14 protein-coding genes are annotated in these 14,853 nt (G+C 69.2%); 11 read left to right on the top strand and 3 right to left on the bottom strand.

Translation table 11 applies throughout. The features are described 5' to 3' along the window. The 6 genes from AC3IX6_RS39230 (at window position 1) to AC3IX6_RS39255 (ending at window position 4,707) form a co-directional block, all read left to right on the top strand. Entirely contained in the window at window positions 1-702 is a 702-nt protein-coding gene (locus tag AC3IX6_RS39230) for a hypothetical protein (RefSeq protein WP_489371771.1), read from the top strand. Between the two features lie 108 nt (window positions 703-810). Continuing rightward, complete coding sequence (locus AC3IX6_RS39235) at window positions 811-1,227, top strand: hypothetical protein (protein ID WP_489371772.1); 417 nt, start codon at window positions 811-813, stop codon at window positions 1,225-1,227. Window positions 1,228-1,592: 365 nt separating this feature from the next. Then, window positions 1,593-1,787, top strand: coding sequence for a hypothetical protein (locus tag AC3IX6_RS39240; RefSeq protein WP_489371773.1), 195 nt, complete (start codon window positions 1,593-1,595; stop codon window positions 1,785-1,787). Between the two features lie 362 nt (window positions 1,788-2,149). Then, a protein-coding gene (locus tag AC3IX6_RS39245; RefSeq protein WP_489371834.1) for an IS5 family transposase occupies window positions 2,150-3,084 on the top strand; the annotation gives its coding sequence in 2 pieces (ribosomal slippage) (window positions 2,150-2,518 and window positions 2,521-3,084; 933 coding nt in all). A 122-nt stretch (window positions 3,085-3,206) separates the two neighbouring features. Beyond that, on the top strand, window positions 3,207-3,587 hold the full coding sequence (locus AC3IX6_RS39250) for a hypothetical protein (protein WP_489371774.1): 381 nt from the start codon (window positions 3,207-3,209) through the stop codon (window positions 3,585-3,587). A gap of 637 nt (window positions 3,588-4,224) precedes the next feature. Continuing rightward, a complete protein-coding gene (locus AC3IX6_RS39255) occupies window positions 4,225-4,707 on the top strand; it encodes a WapI family immunity protein (RefSeq protein WP_489371775.1) in 483 nt (160 codons plus the stop codon). A 158-nt stretch (window positions 4,708-4,865) separates the two neighbouring features. Here the strand turns inward: AC3IX6_RS39255 and AC3IX6_RS39260 are convergent, their stop codons facing one another. The 3 genes from AC3IX6_RS39260 to AC3IX6_RS39270 all read right to left on the bottom strand — a co-directional run bounded on the left by AC3IX6_RS39260 (window position 4,866) and on the right by AC3IX6_RS39270 (window position 7,394). Beyond that, window positions 4,866-5,207, bottom strand: a complete 342-nt coding sequence (locus AC3IX6_RS39260) for a DUF6221 family protein (protein ID WP_489371776.1) — start codon at window positions 5,205-5,207, stop codon at window positions 4,866-4,868. Between the two features lie 339 nt (window positions 5,208-5,546). After that, window positions 5,547-6,605, bottom strand: a complete 1,059-nt coding sequence (locus tag AC3IX6_RS39265) for a hypothetical protein (protein WP_489371777.1) — start codon at window positions 6,603-6,605, stop codon at window positions 5,547-5,549. A 609-nt stretch (window positions 6,606-7,214) separates the two neighbouring features. Beyond that, the gene (locus AC3IX6_RS39270; protein WP_489371778.1) at window positions 7,215-7,394 is read right to left on the bottom strand and encodes a hypothetical protein; all 180 of its coding nucleotides are present in this window, start codon (window positions 7,392-7,394) and stop codon (window positions 7,215-7,217) included. Between the two features lie 221 nt (window positions 7,395-7,615). On the opposite strand from AC3IX6_RS39270, the gene AC3IX6_RS39275 reads away from it, so the two are divergent. The 5 genes from AC3IX6_RS39275 to AC3IX6_RS39295 all read left to right on the top strand — a co-directional run bounded on the left by AC3IX6_RS39275 (window position 7,616) and on the right by AC3IX6_RS39295 (window position 14,792). Further along, on the top strand, window positions 7,616-10,633 hold the full coding sequence (locus AC3IX6_RS39275) for a tetratricopeptide repeat protein (protein WP_489371779.1): 3,018 nt from the start codon (window positions 7,616-7,618) through the stop codon (window positions 10,631-10,633). 419 nt (window positions 10,634-11,052) lie between these two features. Beyond that, on the top strand, window positions 11,053-12,969 hold the full coding sequence (locus AC3IX6_RS39280) for an SMI1/KNR4 family protein (RefSeq protein WP_489371780.1): 1,917 nt from the start codon (window positions 11,053-11,055) through the stop codon (window positions 12,967-12,969). Window positions 12,970-13,033: 64 nt separating this feature from the next. Continuing rightward, the gene (locus AC3IX6_RS39285; protein ID WP_489371781.1) at window positions 13,034-13,729 is read left to right on the top strand and encodes a hypothetical protein; all 696 of its coding nucleotides are present in this window, start codon (window positions 13,034-13,036) and stop codon (window positions 13,727-13,729) included. Between the two features lie 29 nt (window positions 13,730-13,758). Then, window positions 13,759-14,091, top strand: coding sequence for a hypothetical protein (locus tag AC3IX6_RS39290; protein ID WP_489371782.1), 333 nt, complete (start codon window positions 13,759-13,761; stop codon window positions 14,089-14,091). A gap of 119 nt (window positions 14,092-14,210) precedes the next feature. Further along, the gene (locus tag AC3IX6_RS39295; protein WP_489371783.1) at window positions 14,211-14,792 is read left to right on the top strand and encodes a DUF6368 family protein; all 582 of its coding nucleotides are present in this window, start codon (window positions 14,211-14,213) and stop codon (window positions 14,790-14,792) included. The last annotated feature ends 61 nt before the right edge of the window (window positions 14,793-14,853 follow it).

Raw genomic sequence — 14,853 nt, forward strand, 5'->3', positions numbered from 1 at the left:
GTGACATCTGATCCGCCCGCCCGTCGTCGGCGCGGGCCCCGGCCTGTTCCCGTCCCCACTGCCGAGGGGAACGAAGCCGAGTACGGCGACATCCTGGCCGTACTCGGTCAGCAGCTCGGAGAGAAGGTGGCCGAGGCCACCGACCCCAGCGGCCGTCGTCGGCTCAAGGGAGTCCACTTCGAGTACGCGGCGGACCCGAAGGCCGTCCACGACATGGCCGGGGGCGCGGGATACAGCCTGGCCAGCAACTGGTTCACGCAGCTGCTGGCGCAGCTCGCCGTCGCGAACAGCATCACCAAGTCCCAGCTGTGCGTGTTCCTCTTCGTGGCCGGGGGACAGGTGCCGGGCACCGGCATCACCCCGTACACGCAGCAGGAGATCACGGATGGACTGAACAAGGTCGCTGCCCAGAAGGGCGGCAAGATGATCACTCGTTCGACGGTTAACCGTGCCGTCCAGGCGCTGTGCGGCTACAACTGGGTGGAGAAGGCCGGCAACGGCCGGATCCAGATCAACGTGCGGCTGTGGTTCCACGGCAACAGCACGGCGCAGCACGAGGTGCTCGCCGACATCGCCGAGAAGCACGCGCACGACCCGGAAGCGTTCCCGTACGCGATGGGGCCGGAAGGCGCCCATCAGGAGGAGCTGGAGCTCGACTTCGGGGTCGACGAGAGCTTTGGTACGAGGAAGAGGACCGGGTGATAGCGCTGCAGGACCAGTACGGCCCGTACAGCCGGTACGGCAACTCCAGCAAGCACGGCCCGTACGGCCCGTACGCAGGCGACCGTTCACGAGGAAGGCTGTCCCCCCATGGCTAACGTCATGTCTCCGATCGTCGCGGAGCGCATCTGGGCCCTGCCGCTGTCAGGGTCCGCCGTCAAGTTCCTCCAGTACCTCGTCTCCCGCAGCGACTTCGGGGGCACGCTGCCGGTCCGGCAGAAGGACATGGCGGCCGAGTACGGGGTCACCCCGCAGGCCATCAGCGGGCTCATGGCGCCGCTGTGCGACCTGAACATCGTGCTGCGGCCGCGCAGCGAGGAGCGCACGGGCAACTCGTACCGGCTCCACCCGCTGGCGGCGAAGTACGAGTCGCCGGAGGCGATGGAGGCGGCGTTCCGCGCGGCCCTCACCCGCATCCAGGCGGGGGACCTGCCGAACCTGAAGCTGCCGACGTACCACCAGGCCCCGCCGGCCGCGGCTGGCAGGCCGAAGCTGCAGGTCGCCTGAGGGCGGGGGCGAGGCGTCCGACCGCCCACCAGTCCGTCCGTCCGCGGACAAGCGAATGGCCCCCACCATCGGTGGGGGCCATTCGTGCCTGAGCAACTTGGTGACCCCAGTATATTCGCCGCGGCCCCGATGCGGGCACGTGAATTCTCCGGACCTGTGTTCCGTGTCAGGGCGGCGGGGCCGGGGGATGAAACCGCGGCCGCTCGGGGCGGGACCATCTGCTCACGCTGAAAGAAGTCTTCACGAGCCTCATCTGGGCAACAGGTCTCTACACCGTGGTCGCCCTCTGGTTCGTTGCTCCTCGGTGGGCCTCCCGGCTTCGGATGCCACGGGGGAGGGTCTTTCGCCTCTTCCGGCGGGCGGAGGTGGCGAAGTCGGTCACCGTCCGTGCCACCCGCACGGTCGGTGCGCTGAGCGCACACGCGCCGGCCGACGGCGAGATCCCCGAGATCGGGCGCTTGGAGCAGCGACTGGACGACTACCGCTGCTCGGTCCTGTCCATCCTGCTGCTCTGGCTGTTTGCCTGGCTCGGCCTCCTGGCGGCCTTGTTCTCACGGTGAACAGCCAGGTCGCGGACGGGTATCCGTGGGTGAGTCCGGCGTTGGTGATGGCGACCGCCGGAGTCGGCGTACTCGCCCAGGCCGACCGGCGCATGATGAGCCGCTCCCTCCCCCTCGAGTACACGACCGTGAAGGCCGTCGGCGCCGTCGAAGCGTGCCGGGTGGTGCCGGAGACCGAGCACGACGAGGTACGCGGCCACTCGCGCGCCAGGCCGAGCTGGAGCCGAGGCGCACCGACCCGGTGCACCGGGCTCGGGTGCGCGCTGAGGCACTGGAGGTCGTACGCAACCTGCACGCGGCTAGGTTCTGTTTCCTGGATCTCCTGACGTGATCATGCTGTGGGGTTCAGGCTGGTCGGCATGGTGGGGCGGGGAGATCTGACGACTGCGGAGTGGGAGCGGCTGGAGCCGTTCCTGCCTCGTGGCGGGGCGCGTGGTGGCCGGTGGAGCGAGCACCGGAAGGTCATCAACGGGGTGTTGTTCCGGGTGCGGACCGGTGTGCCGTGGCGGGATCTGCCGGAGCGGTTCGGGCCGTGGGAGACGGTCTACAAACGGCATCGCCGCTGGTCGGCCGATGGAACGTGGCAGTTGCTGCTGACGCGGGTGCAGGCCGCGGAGAACTCCGCGGGCAGGATCGACTGGGACGTGTCGGTGGACTCCACCACGGCACGTGCCCACCAGCATGCGGCTGGCGCGAGGAAGGTGGCCCCGCCGCCGATTGCTCCCCAAAAGGGGGCCAACAGCGGGGCAAACCAGGGCGATCCGGTGCTGCGGAGGCTGTCTGCCCGCCTGGCGGAGGTGGTGCGGCAGGCGAGTGCTTAGGGCGCTCGCGGGGCGGCTTCACCACGAAGATCCACCTGTCCGCTGACGGCCGGTGTCGCCCGCTGTCGCTGATCCTCACGGCCGGGCAGTGCGGGGACAGCCCGCAGTTCGAGGCGGTGCTGGAGAAGATCTTGGTGCCCTGCACTGGGCCGGGGCGGCCCCGAACCCGGCCCGACAGCGTCAGCGCCGACAAGGCGTACAGCTCCCGGAGCAACCGCCGCTATCTGCGGAAACTCAAGATCCGGCACACCATTCCCGAGCCCAAGGACCAGCGGGCCAACCGCCGCAGGCGCGGCTCGGCCGGCGGACGCCCGACCGGGTTCGACAAGGACCGGTATAAGAAACGCAATGTCGTCGAGCGGGCGATCAACCGCCTCAAGAACTTCCGGGCAGTCGCCACCCGCTACGACAAACGCGCCTACGTCTACCTCGGAACCGTCACCATCGCAGCCCTGACGATCTGGCTCCGCACCTGATCCAGGAAACAGAACCTAAGGCGGCTCGTCGAGGGCGACCAGGCCGCGCTCACCGACCTGTTCGCCATCCTCGGCTCGCTCCTCGCCCGTACGGTGGCCCCGACGCACTGAGCCCGGGACCCTTGGTCTCGCCGGAGCTGCTGACCGCGGACCCCAGCTGGGAGGGCCCGCCGCTGCGCAACGAGACCATCGGCGCGAAGCTCCTCGGCTACGGCCTCTTCGTCGCCGGCCCGGGCGTTGTCGGCAAGCTGCTGTCCCTCCTCAACCTCCCGGAACCGCTCACCTGGGGCCTGCTCGTCCTCATGGCGGGCACCGGCCACCGCGGCCTCAAGCGCTGGCTCCCCGTACCGACCCTCCCCACGGAGCTCCCCCCGTCTCCTGCCACAGCAACTCCGGGGGACCTCGGGGCCGTCCCCGAGCAGGCGGGGCGGGAATGGATGGGCGCCGGTGAGGGGCTCAGGCGGATGGGCGGCGCTCGGCACGGGGGCCTGTCCCTTGACTGAGGCCGAGTTGCTTTCTGCAGCAGCAGCCTGCGTCTGGATGACGCGCGACTCCGGCCGTCAGGGGAGTGAAAAATCCCGAATACCGTGTATGCCTGAATCTTGGGAAGTGATGAAAACGGGCCTGTGGCCGCTGTAACGTGCCAGCTCAGGCAGTCTGCTCCCCGCGCACGCGGGGATGACCCCAGCGCTGGCGTCCAAGGGACGATCACGCTGGAGCTGCTCCCCGCGCACGCGGGGATGACCCCGTGCCGGTGGAGGTGGTCAGGGGCGAGGTAATGCTGCTCCCCGCGCACGCGGGGATGACCCCGTTTGGTACACGGTGCGGATGAAGACCGTGCGCCGCTCCCCGCGCATGCGGGGATGATCCAGGGCTGCACTTCATCGTGTTCGTGTCCTCGAGCTGCTCCCCGCGGACCGGGGATGGCCCCTACGAGAACGAGCTCGCTCCTGGCCTGCTCCACTGCTCCGCGCGCATGCGGGGATTGTCCTTTGACAACGAAGTTAGTCCGGTTCGGCGCCCTGACCTGGAGCGACTGAGTTGGATGTCAAACGGCCCGTCTCGCCCAGTTCGCCCATGCGGTGCTGACGTGCTTGCGGGACCGTGCAACGTCGAGACGGTCCGTGACACCCTGGGACAATGCTTTTGGGTGATCACGTAAGCAGTGTCGAGCTCCGCCCCCTGCGATACCAGTTCTCCGCGGTCTGCGGCGACTCATACGATGACAACTGGTTGGTCATCGGTGGCACGGTGACGGCTCCGGACGGCAGCTGGTCCCTCAGTGATCCTTGTCTGCTGACCGATGAAGCCCGTGAGGTGTCTGCTTGGCTGCGCGCGGTGGCTGCAGGGGTCGTTGAGGTGACCAGGCCTGATGCCGACGGCTGGCTGTCCCCGGACACCTGGTTCGTCGAGCCGGTCCTGGCCTTCAGCCTCGTCGATCGAAGCGAGGACGGCGCGGTGATTCGTGTGCACCTGTCCATGGAGGCGGCACCTCCGTGGCAGCAGGGTGAAAACGGAGCAGACATCTACCAGTACTTCGTGGAGGCCCGGGTGGAGACAGGCGCTCTGCTTCACGCAGCTGACCAGTGGGATCTCGATCTGGCTTCGTTCCCGACCCGCTGATCAAAGTTCGCGTGGGTTAGCCGGGCCGTGGTTTCTCCCGTGAGGCCGGCGACTTTGCCGGGTCCTTGAGGTGGTACCAGTCCTGGGTGGTCGCCCAGGACTGGTACCACCTCAGTGCCACCGAACCGTGAATGCCCAGGTCAGTACGACAGTCTGCGTCACGCTTCGGGATCGGCGAGGCTCTTCTGGGGAAGCGTCCGGGGGCGCCACTCCTCACGGTAATCCGGGGCGTCGTGGTAACTCTGAGCGAGAAGCCTGACCGCTTCGCCCAGGCCAGCAGCCCGCCCAGCCTCGAAGCCCCTGCTGCTGGATCCTTCTGGCATGTCGAGGTTTGCAACCGATGCATAGAGGTCCGTGACAGCACGAACCATGTCAATCATGGGGATCGTGCTGTCGAGGGTCACATCCGTGTTGGGAGGAGCAAGCGACGTGATCATCACGACGTTGTGCTCGTCCTCGTCGAGACGCCGTCGCACGAACTGGATAAGACCGTCATTCATGGCGATCATCCTTGCCGATGGCCGTGTGGTGCGGGAAGCCCCCTGCGTCCCCGTCTGCCAACGTGTCTGGCCAGACATCCACTTCGTGGGCCGGGGGCAGCCAACCTTCGGTGGCGGAGGCACGCGTCAGCCAGGGTTCGCCGACAACCCGATCAAGACTCAGCGGCACGGGACACACCTGGAAGAAGGGTCTGATCGTTTGACATCCAACCTAGTCGATCCAGGTCAGACCACCGCACCGGACTAACTTCATTGTCCAAGGACAATGGTCCTGACTCATGGGCAGAGGCGTCTGTTCCGTCTCAGTGAACCTTGGCCAGTCTCACCGAACTTTGATCGCTACTTGGGTGTTCCATCTGCCGTGAGGACCGGCGGGTTGAGGCAGTTGCATCCGACGACGTCGGAGGGGCCCTGGGCGGGCACTTCGAAGGTCGCGGTGACGCTCCTGCGGATGGTGGTCTGGCGCCACCGCGCGTTGGGGGCGCCCCCCAACAGGATGGCCGCGTAGTTGTTGGCGAGGTGGGTCTCCCCGCTCCCCCCGACGGAGAAGTCCCAGTTGCCTCCTGGCCTGCTGTCCGTGCGGGCCGTTTGTGTGAAGGTGCAGGTGACCAGTGCCTTCCCGTCGGCGAGCCGTAGTACGGGCAGGTCCGCTCCGCTTGCCTTGAGAGCGAACCGGAACCGAAGGCCTTCCCATCCCTTCACCTTGGCCTCGGCGTTGTAGGCGGTGACGACGTCGCTGGTGAGCTTGCCCGCAACGAAGTGCTCGCTCTTCGGTTCCCCGTCCGGTGCGGTGAAGGAGAGGTACTCGGCGTAGTGCCCGCAGACCTCCCGGTCCTTGGCGGCGGTCGGCGAGAGGACCGCGGCGCCCGCCTCGTCTCGGGCCGGGGCGGCGACGGGGGTGTCCCGTACGGAGAACGCCCCGAACCCCCAGTTCCCGTACAGGCGCTCGTCGGCCTGGCCCGGCTTGGGCTGCGGAGCGGGCTTGTCTGGTGCCCACGACTTGGCGGCGGCCTTCCACGGCCCGCCGGCCTCCTCCTGAACGAAGTAGTACAGCCCGGCCGCCCGGTCCTTCCCGAGGTCGTGCATGTCCTCGCTCCTGAACTGAGCCACGAATGAGCGTGGATAGCCGGGCTGCTCCCGCTCGGTGGGAATCAGGTAGTCCACCCACTGCTCCGAGCGCACCAGCTCGGCATCGTTCCGGCCGTTCAGCCGCTGGATCGTCTTGCTCTGATCCAGGAGGGCCCCGGTTTCCGCCTTCGCCAGCGCCCCCTCATCCTTCGCGTAGACGACCTGTCGCAGCACCTCGTCCACCAGCTTCTCGGCCTGAGCCCGCTCAACCACCAAGGGCACGGGCGGGGCGGCGCTGACGCTCGGGGCCGGCTGGGGTGCGTGCTTCACCGGCGTAGGCGAGCACCCCGCCAGGACAAGCCCGCCTGCCACCCCGACGACGAACGACATCCTCTTGCTCAGACCGGACACATGCCCCCCACAGCACTCTCGATCCGAAGATCGGAAAGAAATTCAGTGCCTGATGCAACCACGTCGGCGCTACACCTTGACCAGCACCCCCTTCTGCGGGGAGCGCCCTGTAGCGAAAGGCGGCTCCCGCACTGCTGCGTCCCTGACTCCCACGCGGCACGAATCCGGCGTTTCGACGAACTCTGGTTGCGCCAGGGGTGTCAGCGAAGGCAGACCGAGAGGGGGCCGGTCAAAGTTCGGTGAGATCGGTCAAGGTTCAGGGAGACGCGACAGCAAGCGTTCCTGTGTGCGACCTACGCTGCCACTGTCCTTTGATAGCCAACTCAGTCCGGCCGAAGGTTCCTGACCTGCGACGACTGGATTGACTGTCAAAGCCCGGCAGTATCGAAGCGCGGCGGGTTGAGTCTGCTGACCTGGAACGACTGAGTTGGATGGCAAGGACCGGCGCCGAGGTTCGCTGTCGAAGGACAGCAACGCCGACTTTTGTCCGCGGACAAAAGTCGGGGGCGCGTCGGGGCGTTCGGAGCGTCAGCGCGCGCCGCGGCGCTGCAGCAGGATCGTCAGCGTCGCCCGGGCATCGCGCCGGCGCTCAGGGTTGCGCGAGAGGACCGAAGCCGCGGCCACCGTGACCGTGGCGGCGGTGTAGGCCAGCCCGGTGGCGGCGGTCAGCGTGGCCGCGTCGTGGAGTACGGACGGCAGGACGGACATGTGGTTCCCCCTCGGGAAGGTTGCCTGGAAGATCGTCGAACGTGCTCGCTACGGGACGGGTGTGCCCGGAGCGATGGGCCTGACCTTGACCGTCCGCCTGGGTGTCCGGCTGCCTTCCGGTGGACTTGGACGGTTGCCCGGCCACGGCGTCGGTGTCCGGCCTAGGCTGCGCGGGTGTCCATCCATGACCAGGTGGACACCGGACAGTGGGGGAGGGGCGCATGACGTTCACCGGGTCGCAGCAGGGAGGGGATCCCGAGCAGTCGTTCCTGCTGGATCTGCGCGCACTCGGTGCCTGGCACCATGCGCACCGGGACCGGCTGCCCTCGGTACGAGCCCTGGCACGCATGCTGAAGGCGTCTGCGACGACCGTCGGGAAATGGTTCGAGGGTGCACAGGTTCCCCAACAACCAGAACGCCTCCTGGACCTGATCGGTCATCTGGCCAGCCACGCCGTCGCCTTCGGTGTCGCCCTCCCCGATCCACCGGACCTGCTCGATGCCGACGCGTGGCGCCGACGACAGGCAGCCCTGCATGCCCACCGCACCCGGGCCGTGCGCGAAGGTGTCCTCCGCGCCCAGTCCGTGGCCGCGCTGGGCCAGGAGGAACTGCGCGCACGCGCAGCAGCGCTGCCGGACAAGCCCCGGCCGCTCGACCAGTGGACCGCCGCGCAGTTGGGTGTGCACGCGGCCGTTGCGGGAGGTGCGGCTACGGCCGGCACCGCCGCGTTCGTGCTCCCGGACTACGTGGTCCGGGAGCACGACGTGGAGCTGCGCTCCCATCTGGCGTCCGCCGCCGTCGGTGCCGCCTCCGTCATGGTGGTGGTGCGCGGACCGTCGTGCGCGGGCAAGACCCGGACCGCGTACGAGGGCGTGCGGACCGCTCTGCCCGACTGGCGCCTGGTCTTCCCGAAGGGCGCCGACAGCCTGCTGGCCCTGCTGGCAGCCGATGCGCTGGCCCCCCGCACGGTGCTGTGGTTGAACGAGGCGCAGGAGTTCCTGCTGGGGCCTGCGGGTGAGGCCGCAGCCGCCGCGCTGCGCCGCAGGCTGGAGGAGCCCGGGCCCGTGGTGGTGATGGCGACCCTGTGGCCCGAGTACCACCAGAGCCTTGCCGCCGCCCCCCTGCCCCATGCGGAGGATCACCATCCCCATGCGCGTGCCCTCCTGACGGCCGTGCCCGCGGTCGACGTCCCCGCCGAGTTCACGGCCGAGGCGCTGACGCGGTTGCACGTGACCGGCGACCTGTCGCTGGCCGTGGCCGGTCGGACCAGCACCGACGGGCAGGTCACCCAGACCCTGGCGGCAGGGCCGCAGCTGATCGCCCACTGGCAGCATCCCGCCGGGCCCGCGGGCCGCTACGGCCGCGCGCTCATCACCGCCGCCATGGACGCCCGGCGGCTGGGCTGTGCGTCTGCCGTGCCCCTGGCCCTCCTGGAGGCAGCCGCCCCGGGCTACCTCACCAGCCAGGAACGCGCGGCCGCCCCGGAGGACTGGTTCACCGGCGCCTTGGCGTACGCCCGTACCAAGGTCAAAGGCGTTGTGGCTGCCCTGGGGCACGTGCCGCGCCCCACCGGCATGGGAGCCGTGCCGGGTGTGTGCGCGCTGGCGGACTACCTCGACCACCATGGCCGTTCCTCGCGCCGGCTCCAGGTCCCACCGGACAGCTTCTGGGACGCGGTCGCGGACCAGGCCCAGTCCATCGGCATCCCGGACCTGCTCGCCCTGGCCCGGGCGGCGGAGGACCGGTGGCGGCTGCGCCGAGCCTTTCAGCTGTACTCGCGGGCGGCGGAAGGCGGAAGCAGCGCGGCCGTCACGGCTCTCGGTCGGCTGCGTGGGGTGACGAAGGACCGCGAGGAGGCACAGCGGCTGTACCAACGGGCCGCCGAAGACGGGGAGCCGCAGGCCCTCGTCGTCCTCGCGGAGCGTGTGAGGGGAGATGGTGCATACGAGGAAGCGGTGCGCCTGTACCGCCGGGCCGCCGAGGCAGGTAGCGGCAGCGCGTGGGGAGAGCTGGTACGGCTGCAGTACCGGCATAACGGCTTGGCGGAAGCGGAGGCGGTGGCCCGGCAGGCTGCGCGAGCAGGGCACCCCGAGGCCGTGGACTGCCTGATAGGACCGGAAACACTGCCGCTCGACGAGGACACGAGCGCACGCCTGCTGCAGATCGCGGCGGACACCGGCCGACACCAAGTGCAAAGGAGCCTGGCCGGACAGTGGCAGAGGGATGGGAAATCGGCAGAAGCTGAACGCCTCTACCGGATCGCGGCCGACAGCGGATCCGAGAAGGCCCTCGGCGATCTCGCCCTGCTCTGCGAGAAGGCCGGCCGGCACGATGAAGCCGAGGACTTCGCCCGGCAGGCCACACCTGTTTCCGTGGGATTCCTCGGGCTCCTGGACAGTCCGGCCGAAGGTCGGCGCTGGCCCGCAGGGCGCGGGCCCCTGCAGGAACTGGCCCGCCTGCGGGCCGATGCAGGGGATCCCGAAGAAGCGGAACGCCTCTACGAAGTCGCCGCCGAGGCAGGTCATCCGGAGGCTTTGCGCTACGTCGCTCGACGGCGGGAGGACAGCGGAGACCGTGATGAGGCCGCTCAGCTGTACCGGCGGGCCGCCGAAGCCCACGGTGCCCGCTTTCAGCGCATCATGCGGCCCTTCGTCGACGACGCGGCGGCGTTGGAGCGATTCGTACGGAGGGGGGAACACCCGAGGTTCCTCCACGACCTGGCCATGATGGAGGAACGGGTCGGCAATACGGATGAGGCGGAGCGGCTACGGCAGCTGGCCGGTGCGCAGGCGCGGGAGCACCTCCTCCGGCTGCGGATCGAAGCCAGGCAGTGGAACCAGGCGGAGGACACCGCCGCCGAACTAGCACGCACGGGCGGCAGGTTTGCGCTGCGTACCCTCGCCAAGGCCTTGGAGGAGGAGGGCGAGACGGACCGGGCCGCGCACCTCTACCAGCAAGCCTCCGATGCGGGCGATACCGGGGCAGCCAACGGGCTGGTCCGCCTCATGCGGGTCCAGTGGCAGGCCGGTCGCCCCCGCCAGGAGGGCAAGCCGGCCCGAGCCCCGATGCTGTCACCCGAGCAGATGGCGAAGGCGGAACTCCTGGCGCGACGCAACGCGGACGCGGGAGAGCTGTCCTTGCTGCGACAACTGGCCCGATGGAGGGCCCTGAGTCTCGATTCCGATCAGCTGCTCCGGTACGGACTCGAAGCGGACGGGACCGTTTCACCGCCCTGGTGAGCGAAAGGCGCACCCGGCAACGGTGAGGGACCGATCCGTCGTGGAGTCCGTTGTGTCGTGGGCAGGGTGGATGTCAGCACGATGCGCAGGGTCATGACAGTGGGATCGCGGAGTCCGTGTCAGGAGGCGGCAACGACTCGGAGGCATCCGAAGTCTGTAGAGCACGTTGTCGCGGAACCTGTCGATGATGTCGCTACGGGTGACCGTCTCGGCGGCGACGAGGTCTTCAGGGCCTGGCGCTGGGCGATGTCGTGCGGGTCGATGCCGCCATCAATCCAGGTGCGGAGTAGGACCTCGGCCTCGGCGGTCTGGCTCAGGCCCTGCTCGTGCTGATCGACGACCATGTGGAGCCCTACGGAAGCGGGCGACGTCGCTCGCGGCAAGCACCGTTGTCGGTGCCCGCTGCGAGGATCACCGGCATGGAGATCAAGCAGGTCGACTGGCAGAGCTTTCTGGCCCGGTGGAGCGAGGAGTGGGCGGACGCGCAGGGGCAATCCGAGGAGCTGAGCACCGATGACGCCGCAGCACTGCGGGGCAGATGGCTCGGAGCCGACCCGGCCACCGAGGCGGACATCGCCGCGATGGAGGACCGGCTGGGCCGCGCGATGCCGCCCTCCTACCGGGAGTTCCTGCGGGTCAGCGACGGCTGGCAGCACGCCGGCGCCTTCGTCTGGAAACTGGCCGGCACCCGCGAGGCGCACTGGCACGACGACGCGAAGGGCCTCGGTGAGGATTTCGACGAGGCCTGGGGTGAGGAGGGCAACCCCGAGGAGGTGCGGGCGCAGGTGGGCCTGTGGTCCCGGGCGCTGCAACTGGACGTCGAGTCGGACATCACCTTCGTGCTGCTCGACCCGGAGGACGTGGGGCCGGACGGCGAGTGGGCGGTGCGGGTGTGGGCCTCCTGGCGGGCCGCGGACCCGGAGCGGTATCCGTCGTTCGCGGCGTTCATGATCGCTATGCACCAGGAGTTCCACACGCACGCGCCCGGCCGAGACGAGGAGGACGGCCCCGCGTTCGTCAACGGCACGACCCGGGCCCAGGACGCCGCCGTGGTCCGGGCCCGGACCATGGCACTGCGCGGCCGCCACGAAGAGGCCGCGGCCCTGCTGACGGAGGCGCAGAAGTACGGCCGACCGTACGCGCTCGAGCTCATGGACCAGATAGCGCAGCTGGAGGGCTCGCGTGGGCGCGCGGTGCAGCCGCCGCACCCCGACAATCCCCGCTTCCTCAGCGAACAGCTCCCCCTCAATGCTGTCGATCTGCTCAGCAGCGGCCGGCCCGCGGAGGACTGGCACTATGCCGACCCCGGGATCTTCCCCGGCACCGCCGAGGCCGCAGCCGACATCCTGCGCGCCGTACGCGAGGGGGCGTACCGCTACCGGCCCGGCGGAGCGTTCGGTGAGGCCGTCCACGAGGCCCGTGAGCAGGCCCGTTGGGGCGACACCGATGCCGCCTGGCAGGTTCTGCGCGCCGCGATCCCGTCGTGGGAGCCGCTCGGCCCGGGCCACATCGCGCCGGTGGGCCTGCTCGCCGACCCGCTGCTCGCCCCGGTACTGACCGCCGAACGACGTCTCGAACTCCTGCGGACCCCGCGCGGCGGTGAGAGCGGCCCGGCTCCAGCCCCTGCCGCCGACCGGAACCCCGACGGCCTGTCCTGGCTCGTCCGGCCCGGCGGGCTGCGCCCCTGGCAGACATCGGTCAGCGACTACCGGATGATCCTCGTCGAAGGCGTGCCCCCGGACGAGCTGCCCGCGCTGCTCGGCTCATCGCCCGGTACCGTGCTCTCGCCGCCCCTGCGGCAGTGGGATGTCAGCCGACACCACCGATCCGGCCAACGGGTCTTCTCCAGCTACGACGACAAGGCACTGCTCAGCGTCGGAAGGGCCGGAACGGGCTGGAGTTTCGCCTTCGAACAAGACCCTCCGGCCGGGTTCGACACCGCACGCTTCGTCTCTCCCGCGCCGGACGCCTCGGTCGGCGGCGGCCGGGCGATCGTGATCTGGCACGAGTGGCGCCAGGGCACCCCGGTCTTCCACGTGTCGGCCGCCGAAGACAGCACGCTGCGCTACGCGTTCACGCTATGGGGCGGAACGCTCGAAGCCACCGCCGGCGCCGTTCCCGCCGAACTGGCCCCGACCGTCCTCGGGCTCGACGCCCCCGACGCCGACGGCCAGGCCGCCGTGGTAGCCCGCGTCCTGGACGTCATCGTCCGCCTCCACGGGGTCACCCTGCCCCGCCTCGCCCTCACCGAGGGCCGGCTGCACAGCTTCGAGTCGCTCTCCTGGAGCCGCCCGCCCGGCGACGGGGAGACGTACACGACGATCAGCATCGGCTGACCCGCCGCCACACTGCTTCGAGGCGACCGTCTTCCGTGCCGATGGGTACGGTGCTCTGCTCAGGGTGCTGGCCCGTCGGCCGGATACGGGCGCCTACCGGTGCGCGTCGTACGGCGCGAACTCCAACGACCGTCGCCCGGCCGGCGCGGACCACGACACGCCCACCGTACCCATCGGCACGGAAGACCGTCCTTACCGCGCTCGCGCACGCGGCGGCCCCCTCACCGGTGAAGCCCTGGCGGCCGCCCTGTCCTGGAGCCGCCACCGGACCGACGCCGCCCTCGACTACACCCATACCCACCCCGCAGCCGGCGGCGTGCTCCTCCTGCGGCACGTCCTGCCCGGGGTGTGCACCGTCACCCCGCGTCCCGACGTCCTCGACGCCTACCAGGTCGACGTACTCACTGGGCGGAAGAAGCCCAACGCCTCCGTACGCGGCCCGATCCAGCCTGACGAGGCCGAGGTCCTTCTGCGCGTCTGGGTCGACGGAGGCATCGACCCTCACGACGCCGCGCAGCGCCAGGCCCTGGAACACCTCGCCGCCGCCGAGATGGTCGTCCCCGGCGGTAGCACCGACCGCTTCCACGGCAACGTGCTGTACAGCCTCCTGGGGCTCTCCATGTCGTCACCACCTGCTGACACTTCATGTCGCCGGTCACTGTGTCGTGCGCAGAGTAGATGTCAGTGGCGCGCAGAGTTGTGTCAGTGGGATGGTTCTCAGCCCATGGAAGGGGCTGCGGTGTGTATGCCGGGTGCCTGACCCTGCGGTCCGTCAGGTTGGATGGCACCGTGGCGAGACGACCCAAGACGAAGAAGAATCGGCCCCCCTTCGGCATACCGAAGGAGATCATCCTGCTGACTGGGCAAGGCGTGTGGCCCTACACGTTCATCGCCGACGACTCGGGTGGCGGATGCGGCAAGGTCCCGATGCCCGCGGACACGGCCCTTGAGGACGTACAGACGGCGATCTTCACGCAGCTTGCGGACCTCACCCGCATATTCCACGGCGTTGAGATCGACGTTGAGTGGTCCTCCCTGACGCCGGATTCGTGGGTAGGCCACATCCGGCGTGTCACCGCGGAGGAGCCTGCTCCGCCTGGCGCGGTACCTGAGGTCGGCTGACCGCGGGTCGGGTCACCACAGCAACGCAGGTGAGCCGTCGCCGTGATCAGACGTCCGCCGCCGGGACCTGGTAGAACCGGGTCCTGGTGGCACTTGGTCCACGAAGTTCTGGGGGCGGTATGGCGGGACCGGCAGTTGGACTGTGGCTCTTCGAACAACGAGGGTTTGCGGACATCCTGGCCGACGTGGTCCCGTGGTTGGAGACCTTCTGCGACCCGGTGGAGACCAAGGCCAGCGGCGATGTGGACTTCTGGGTGCGCGACGGTTCGGCCTTGGGCCTGCGGGCCTTCGATCCAGCCGGCGTCGGCGTGTTCTTCCTCTCAGAGGACGAGGAGATGCCTGCCGAGGACGAGGACTACTCATCCTTTTCGCGGCCACCGGCGCAGGGGCTGGTAGTCGGTGCCGGCTGCTCGGGTTCGGTGAACCATGTGCTGCTCGGTCACCTGGCGCTCGCTCTGGCCTGCCGCCTCGATGCCATGGTCGACTTCGACGGCCTCTTGAGCAGCCTCCCCGGCACAGGAGAGGACAGGGGGACCGAGACCGCCCTGGCCCGGGGGAGAGCACTGGCGTCAACCCTGCCGGGAACACTCGCGGAGGTCTCCTATGACACTGGGGGCGGTGGGCGGTGGCATCGACACGTCGGGGACGTGGAGTTTCTGAGGGCTTGGCTGCGGCATCCGGATTTCCACTTGATCAAGTAGCGGCGCGGCGTCGCCAGGCGACTGGTTCAGTTCGGTGTCATGGCCTCAGAGTCGGGTGCGC

It is taken from the genome of Streptomyces sp. GL_141, from assembly GCF_057834385.1.